Annotated in this window: 7 protein-coding genes; 5 read left to right on the top strand and 2 right to left on the bottom strand. The window is 71.1% G+C overall.

Features of this window, described 5'->3' with window-relative positions; translation table 11 throughout:
- The first annotated feature begins 140 nt into the window (after positions 1–140).
- From ACFW0G_RS14270 to ACFW0G_RS14255, 4 genes are read left to right on the top strand one after another with little or no spacing between them, the layout of a single operon-like run.
- Positions 141–1,436 (top strand): NAD(P)/FAD-dependent oxidoreductase, encoded by a 1,296-nt coding sequence (locus ACFW0G_RS14270; RefSeq protein ID WP_378325580.1) that lies wholly within the window; start codon positions 141–143, stop codon positions 1,434–1,436.
- A 27-nt stretch (positions 1,437–1,463) separates the two neighbouring features.
- Positions 1,464–2,048 (top strand): hypothetical protein, encoded by a 585-nt coding sequence (locus ACFW0G_RS14265; RefSeq protein WP_378325579.1) that lies wholly within the window; start codon positions 1,464–1,466, stop codon positions 2,046–2,048.
- A 44-nt stretch (positions 2,049–2,092) separates the two neighbouring features.
- Complete coding sequence (locus tag ACFW0G_RS14260; RefSeq protein ID WP_378325578.1) at positions 2,093–4,051, top strand: aconitate hydratase; 1,959 nt, start codon at positions 2,093–2,095, stop codon at positions 4,049–4,051.
- Positions 4,052–4,101: 50 nt separating this feature from the next.
- Positions 4,102–4,314, top strand: coding sequence for a DUF2795 domain-containing protein (locus ACFW0G_RS14255; protein ID WP_378325577.1), 213 nt, complete (start codon positions 4,102–4,104; stop codon positions 4,312–4,314).
- Between the two features lie 137 nt (positions 4,315–4,451).
- Here ACFW0G_RS14255 and ACFW0G_RS14250 read toward each other — a convergent pair whose 3' ends face one another.
- Positions 4,452–5,417, bottom strand: a complete 966-nt coding sequence (locus tag ACFW0G_RS14250) for a TIGR03557 family F420-dependent LLM class oxidoreductase (protein WP_378325576.1) — start codon at positions 5,415–5,417, stop codon at positions 4,452–4,454.
- 74 nt (positions 5,418–5,491) lie between these two features.
- Between ACFW0G_RS14250 and ACFW0G_RS14245 the strand changes: the two genes are divergently transcribed.
- Complete coding sequence (locus ACFW0G_RS14245) at positions 5,492–5,944, top strand: DUF4383 domain-containing protein (RefSeq protein WP_378325575.1); 453 nt, start codon at positions 5,492–5,494, stop codon at positions 5,942–5,944.
- Between the two features lies 1 nt (position 5,945).
- Here ACFW0G_RS14245 and ACFW0G_RS14240 read toward each other — a convergent pair whose 3' ends face one another.
- A complete protein-coding gene (locus ACFW0G_RS14240; RefSeq protein WP_378325574.1) occupies positions 5,946–6,563 on the bottom strand; it encodes a UdgX family uracil-DNA binding protein in 618 nt (205 codons plus the stop codon).
- Positions 6,564–6,633: the final 70 nt, after the last annotated feature.

Below are 6,633 nucleotides of genomic sequence, written 5' to 3'. Positions count from 1 at the left end.
CCCACCTTACGGGCGTCTGACGCCCGTAAGGTGGCCTTAACGGCATTTCTGTCCTGTGGGGGGGGCGACAGGGTGCGTTTTCTTTCCGAGGTGCGGGGTACTCGCCGAGGTGGATCCGCAGGCTACGGAAGGGACCCTTGATGCGCGTGGTGATCGCCGGCGCCGGTTTCGCCGGGTACCAGGCAGCCAGGACTCTGGCGCGAACCGCTCCCGAAGGCACCGAAATCGTCGTGGTGAACCCGACGGACTACTTCCTTTACGTCCCCCTGCTGCCCGAGGTCGCGGCCGGGATCCTCGATCCGCGGCGGGTGCTGGTGTCGATTCCCGGCACGCTGCCCGGCGTCCGGCTCGCGCTGGGCACGGTGTGCGGTGTCGACCTCGACGAGCGCTCGGTGCGCTACCTCGACCCGGAGGACCGCGAGCACACGCTGTCCTACGACCGGCTGGTGCTCGCCGCCGGCAGCGTGACCAAGCTGCTGCCGATCCCCGGGGTGACCGACCACGCGCACGGCTTCCGCGGCCTGCCCGAGGCGCTGTACCTGCGTGATCACGTGACCCGCCAGGTGGAACTCGCCGCCGCGGCCGACGATCCGGCCGAGCGCGAGGCCCGGTGCACGTTCGTCGTGGTCGGCGCGGGCTACACCGGGACGGAGGTGGCCGCGCAGGGACCGATCCTCACCGCCGCGCTGGCCGCCCGCCATCCCGAACTCGCCGATCAGCCGATGCGCTGGATGCTGCTCGACGTCGCCGACCGCGTCCTGCCGGAGCTGGACGAGCGGCTGGGCACGACCGCGGACCAGGTGCTGCGCGAGCGGGACGTCGACGTCCGGATGAAGACCTCCATCGACGAGGCGACCGCCGAGGGCGTCACGCTCACCACCGGCGACAAGGTCCCGACGCGCACGCTGGTGTGGTGCGTCGGCGTCCGGCCGGACCCGCTCGTTTCGGAGGTCGGGCTGCCGACCGACCGGGGCCGGTTGCGGGTCGACGCGACACTGCGGGTGCCGGGACATCCGGAGGTCTTCGCCTGCGGTGACGCCGCGGCGGTGCCCGACGCGTCGCGGAAGGGCGAGATCACGCCGATGACCGCGCAACACGCCGTCCGGCAAGGAAAACTCGCCGGGCACAACGTCGATGCCTCGCTGCGGGAGCGTCCACTTGGCGAGTACAGGCACCATGACCTCGGTTTCGCGGTGGACCTCGGCAAGGGGCAGGCCGCGGCCAACCCGGTGCGGATCCCGCTGTCCGGGCTCCCGGCGAAACTCCTCACCCGCGGCTATCACCTGATGTCCATGCCCGCCAACAAACTCCGCGTCGCGGCCGACTGGGCACTCGACGCCGTCACTCCGCGCCAGACCGTCCAATTGGGACTCGTCAGGTCCGGGTCGGTCCCGCTGGACACGGCCTCGCCCGAACTGCCCGTGACCCGTCGCTGAGCCCCGGCGCCGAAAGGAGAACCTGCCATGCCCGGAACCCCCGAACCCGACCCGGTCCGCGCCGAAGGTCCGCCGGTGGTCGTCCACGGTGTCCCCGGCGGCAGGCGGGTGCTCGTCCTCGATCCGGCGGGCGCGAGCAAGCACGACGAGCTGCCCGCCACCTGGCGTCCGTTCACCGAGGACCGCGAGATCGTCTGGGCGCGGCTGCCCGTGGACGGCGCGCTCCACGCGTGCGAACACGTGCTCGCCCATGCCGGCGGGCCGCTCCCGGTGACCGACATCGTCGCGAGTGGACCGTACGGCGAGGAAGCGCTGCTGCTGGCCGAACACCGGCCGTCCGTCGTCCGGTCCGTGCTGCTGGTGGACCCGGCCGCCGAAGGTTTCCTCGAGGCGGAGCGGGCGCGGGCCGCCGACGCGGACTGGCTGCGCGACCACGGCAACCGGGTCGCCGGGCTCCGGGACGCCGGAGTGGAGGTCGAAATCGTCGCGCACAGCACGGGCGATGCCGGCGACCGGGTGCCCGCGCCGCTCCCGTTAGGACATCCGGACGTCGTGTCCGCGCTGGTCGACGCCTTCGATCGGCTGCCTGCCGTGCGCAGGCCCGCCCTGTAGGCACCGCGTGATTGAGCCCGCCGGACAGCGGGTAGCCGGGTGACATGGCCGGAGAAACAGCTCGCACGGTCGCCGGCCGGCTGCTCGACGAGCACTTGGTGAGTGGCCGTCCCGAACCCGGCTCGGAGATCGGGCTCCGGGTGGACCAGACGCTGACCCAGGACGCCACCGGAACGCTGGTGATGCAGGAGCTGGAGTCGCTCGGCATCGAGCGCGCCGCCACCGAGCTGAGCGTCCAGTACGTCGACCACAACCTCCTGCAGGCGGACGAGAAGAACGCCGAGGACCACGCGTTCCTGCGTTCGGCCTGCCGCCGCTACGGGCTGTGGTTCTCCAAGGCGGGCAACGGGGTTTCCCATCCGACGCACATGCAGCGGTTCGGGATGCCCGGACGCACGCTGGCCGGTTCGGACTCGCACACCTGCGCGGCGGGCTCGCTCGGGATGCTGGCGATCGGCGTCGGCGGGATCGAGGTCGCGCTCGCCATCGCCGGGGAACCGTTGTACCTGCGCATGCCGGAGATCTGGGGCGTCCGTCTCACCGGCACGCTGCCGGACCGTGTCTCGGCCAAGGACGTCGTGCTGGAGATGTTGCGCAGGCACGGTGTCGGCGGCGGGCGCGGGCGGATCATCGAATACCACGGCCCCGGTCTCGCCGGGCTCACCGCGATGGACCGGCACGTGATCGCCAACATGGGGGCCGAACTGGGCGCCACCACCACGGTCTTTCCCGCCGACGAGGCGGTGCGCGAGTTCCTGCGCGCCGAAGGCCGGGAGGACGACTTCCGCGAGATCCTCGCCGATGAAGGCGCCGAATACGACGTGCACGACGAGATCGATCTGTCCACTGTGGAACCACTGGTCGCCAGGCCGTCGTCACCCGGTGACGTCGTACCGGTCCGCGAGGCGGCGGGCACGCCGATCGGCCAGGTCGTCGTCGGTTCCTCGGCGAACCCTGGGTTCCGGGACTTCGCCGTCGTGGCCGCGATGGTCCACGGCAGGCAGGCAGCCGGCTCGGTCAGTTTCGACGTCAACCCGACGTCGCGGCAGATCCTCGTCGACCTGACGCGTGCCGGGCACACCACCGAGCTGCTCGCCGCGGGCGCGCGGATCCACCAGGCGGGCTGCCTCGGCTGCATCGGCATGGGACAGGCACCCGCCCCGGGCCAGAACTCGCTGCGCACCTTCCCCCGCAACTTCCCCGGCCGCTCCGGGACGGCCGACGACGCGGTGTGGCTGTGTTCCCCGGAAACCGCCGCCGCGTCGGCCGTCACCGGGGTCATCACCGACCCGAGGGAGTTCACCGCCGACGTCGACCCCGAGAGTATCCGCCCGCCCCGCAAGTCCACAGTGGACACACGTGTCTTCGCCGAGCCACTGCCCGAGGCGGAGGCCCGGCACGAGGAACTGGTGAAGGGCCCGAACATCTCCGGGCTGCCCGAGTTCGACCCGCTTCCGGACCGCGTCGAAGCGCCGGTGCTGCTCAAACTCGGTGACGACGTCTCGACCGACGAGATCTCCCCTGCCGGCGCCGCCGCACTGCCGCTGCGGTCGAACATCCCGAAGCTGGCGGAGTTCACCTTCACCCGGATCGACGCGGACTACCCCGCGCGGGCCGCCGAGGAGCCGGCGCATTGGCTGGTGGCCGGGGAGAACTACGGCCAGGGATCGTCGCGGGAACACGCCGCGATCGTGACCCGGCACCTCGGCCTGCGGGTCGTGCTCGCGAAATCCTTCGCCCGCATCCACTGGCAGAACCTCGCGAACTTCGGCGTGCTCGCGCTGGAGTTCGCCGACCCGGCCGATTACGACCGCGTCGAACGCGACGACGTCCTCGTTCTCGGCGAAGCCAGGAATCGACTGTCCGATTCGGACACGTTCACCGTGCACAACCGCACGCGGGACGAGAACTACCACGTCACGCACCGGCTCTCCCGCCGCCAGCGGGACGCCGTGCTCGCGGGCGGCCGGATCCCGCTGATCGCCGCCCAGCGCGCCGGGTGAGCGGCACGTTTCCCCGATGTGGCCCGAAGCACGACAGAAAGGTGTTCCCCATGACGATGAGCGCCCCGGACCGCGAGTCCCTCGCCCGGCACCTCGCCGACGTCGAATACCCGTGCGGGCGCGAGGAACTGCTCCGCCGGTGCGCGGCCGCGGGCGGGGGCGACGAGTTGCTCGGCCCGCTCGCCGCCCTGCCCGACGAGCACTACCGCGACCTCGACACCGTGGTCGAGGCCATCTCGGCGACCCGCACCGGCCGGGACTGAGCCCCAGCCCTGGACCACGTGGGCTGAAGGGGACTTTCGTCTCGGCACATGCGAGGGAAGTCCCCTTCAGCTCATGTCACGCGAGGAAAGTCCCCTTCAGCCCGGTCCGGCCTCGGTGGGGGCGACCTTCGGTGGAGTCAGATCTCGCGCAGGGCGGGAAGCAGCTCGCGCTCGGCGAAGTCCAGGAAGTCCTCCTGCCGGTCACCGCCGATCTCGACCAGCGCGACGTCGGTGAAGCCCGCCTCGGCGAACTGGCGCACGCCCCGGGCGATCGGCTCGATGTCGGGTCCACAAGGGATTCCCGCCGCGACGTCGTCCTCGGTGACGAACCGGGTGGCTCCGGCGAACCCGGCCGGGCCGGGCAGTTCGGCGTTGACCTTCCAGCCGTTCCCGAACCAGCGGAACTGCTCGTGTGCGCGCTTGACCGCGGCCGCCCGGTCGGGGTCCCACGAGACCGGCAGCTGCGCGATCTTGCGGGTCGGCCTGCCCAGCCGGGTCGCGTCCCATTCCCGGCACAGCTGTTCCTTCGGCTCCACCGCGATCATCGCGTCCGCGACCGGCGCGAACCGGGTCACCGACCGACTGCCCGAAACCGCGACCGCGACGGGCGTCCGCGCCGTGGGCAGATCCCAGAGTTTCGCCGAGTCCACCCGGAAATACGTTCCCGCGTAATCGAAGTAGCCGCCGTCGAAGAGCCCGCCGATGATCTGGACGGCCTCCGCGAGCATGTCGTGCCGGACGTTCACCGGCGGCCAGCCGCGGCCGACGACGTGCTCGTTGAGGTTCTCCCCCGCGCCCAGCCCGAGGGTGAACCGGCCGTCGCTCAGCTCCTGCACGGTCGCCGCCTTCTGCGCTACCACAGCCGGGTGATACCGCATCGTCGGGCAGGTCACGTACGTCATCAGCTCGATCCGTTCCGTGCAGTGCGCGACGGCGCCGAGCACGCTCCACGCGTACGGCGAGTGGCCTTGCTCCTCCAGCCACGGCGAGTAGTGGTCGCTGGACACCTCGAAGTCGAAGCCCGCGCGTTCGGCGCCCTCGGCGTAGCGGACGAGTTCCTTCGGGCCTGCTTGTTCGGTCATCAGCGTGTAGCCGAGGCGCATGGGTACCTCCTCGCGGGGTTTTGTGGATCACCCGCCGGGTACCCGAACGAAACGTGCGTATGCGGAGGATCGTGATGACCGAGCGAACCGGACGTTATCCCGCGCGGCTGATCGTCGCGCTCATCGGAATCGCCTACCTGGCACTGGGCCTGGCCGGCTTCTGGACCCCGGCGACCGGCACCGTCGGCCACGACCCGAGCCGGACGGTGTGGATCTTCGGCTCCAGCGCCGTGCTGAACGTGGTGCACACCGCCGTCGGTGTGCTCGCGCTGCCGGCGGCTCTGCACCGCGCGAGCACCATCGCGTTCGCCTGGGTGCTGTTCTTCGGGTTCACCGGGCTCACCGTGAACGGCGTCCTCGTGGCGGCCACCGGCAGCGCGGCCGATCCCGTGAACGTGAACTGGGCGGACAACTGGCTGCACGGCCTGACCGCGCTCGCGGGTCTCGCGATCGTGCTGTACGACATCGCGGCGTCCCGGCGCGGAGTGTCCCGGCGCACGGGCGCCCACGCGGCCTCACGTCGTTGATTCACACCGCTTTCGCTGCTGTCGCGAGGTCCGCGCGGAATGCTTCATAGGCGCTCTCGCGGTCTTCGGCGCGGAGCACCGAAGACGGATGCACAGTGGCGATGGCCCGCCGGCCGCCGAACTCCTCCGGCAGGCGGACGAGCTTGCCCCGTTCCCGGGTGATGCGGAAATCGGTACCCAGCACCGCCTGCGCCGCCGTCGCGCCGAGCAGGACGACGAGTTCGGGCTCCACCGCGGTGAGTTCGGCGAGCAGCCACGGGCGGCACGCGACGACCTCGGTCCGCGACGGCTTCTTGTGGATCCGTCGCTTGCCGCGCTCGGGGCGGGTGAACTTGAAGTGCTTGACGGCGTTGGTCAGGTAGATGCCCGCGCGGTCGAGGCCGACGTCGTGCAGCGCGCGGTCCAGGAGCTGCCCGGCGGGGCCGACGAACGGCTCACCCTCCACATCCTCCCGGTCGCCGGGCTGCTCGCCCACCAGCATGACGCGCGCGTCCCGTTCTCCCGCGCCGAACACGGTCTGACTGGCATCCCGGTACAGCCCGCAGCCTTCACAAGCCGCGGCCGCGGAACGCAGCCGGGGCAGCGACACCGTGTCCGGCAGATAGTCGGCCGCGCTCATCTTGTGTCCTTTTCGGACGTCCTCTTCGGACATCCATCGTGGACCGGCCGTACCCCGGCCATAGTGGACG

Source organism: Amycolatopsis sp. NPDC058986, assembly GCF_042741125.1.
In the GTDB taxonomy this organism is placed as follows: Bacteria; Actinomycetota; Actinomycetes; order Mycobacteriales; family Pseudonocardiaceae; genus Amycolatopsis.
The sequence above is the reverse complement of the archived record's forward strand: the minus strand, read 5'-3'. Positions and strand labels throughout refer to the sequence as shown.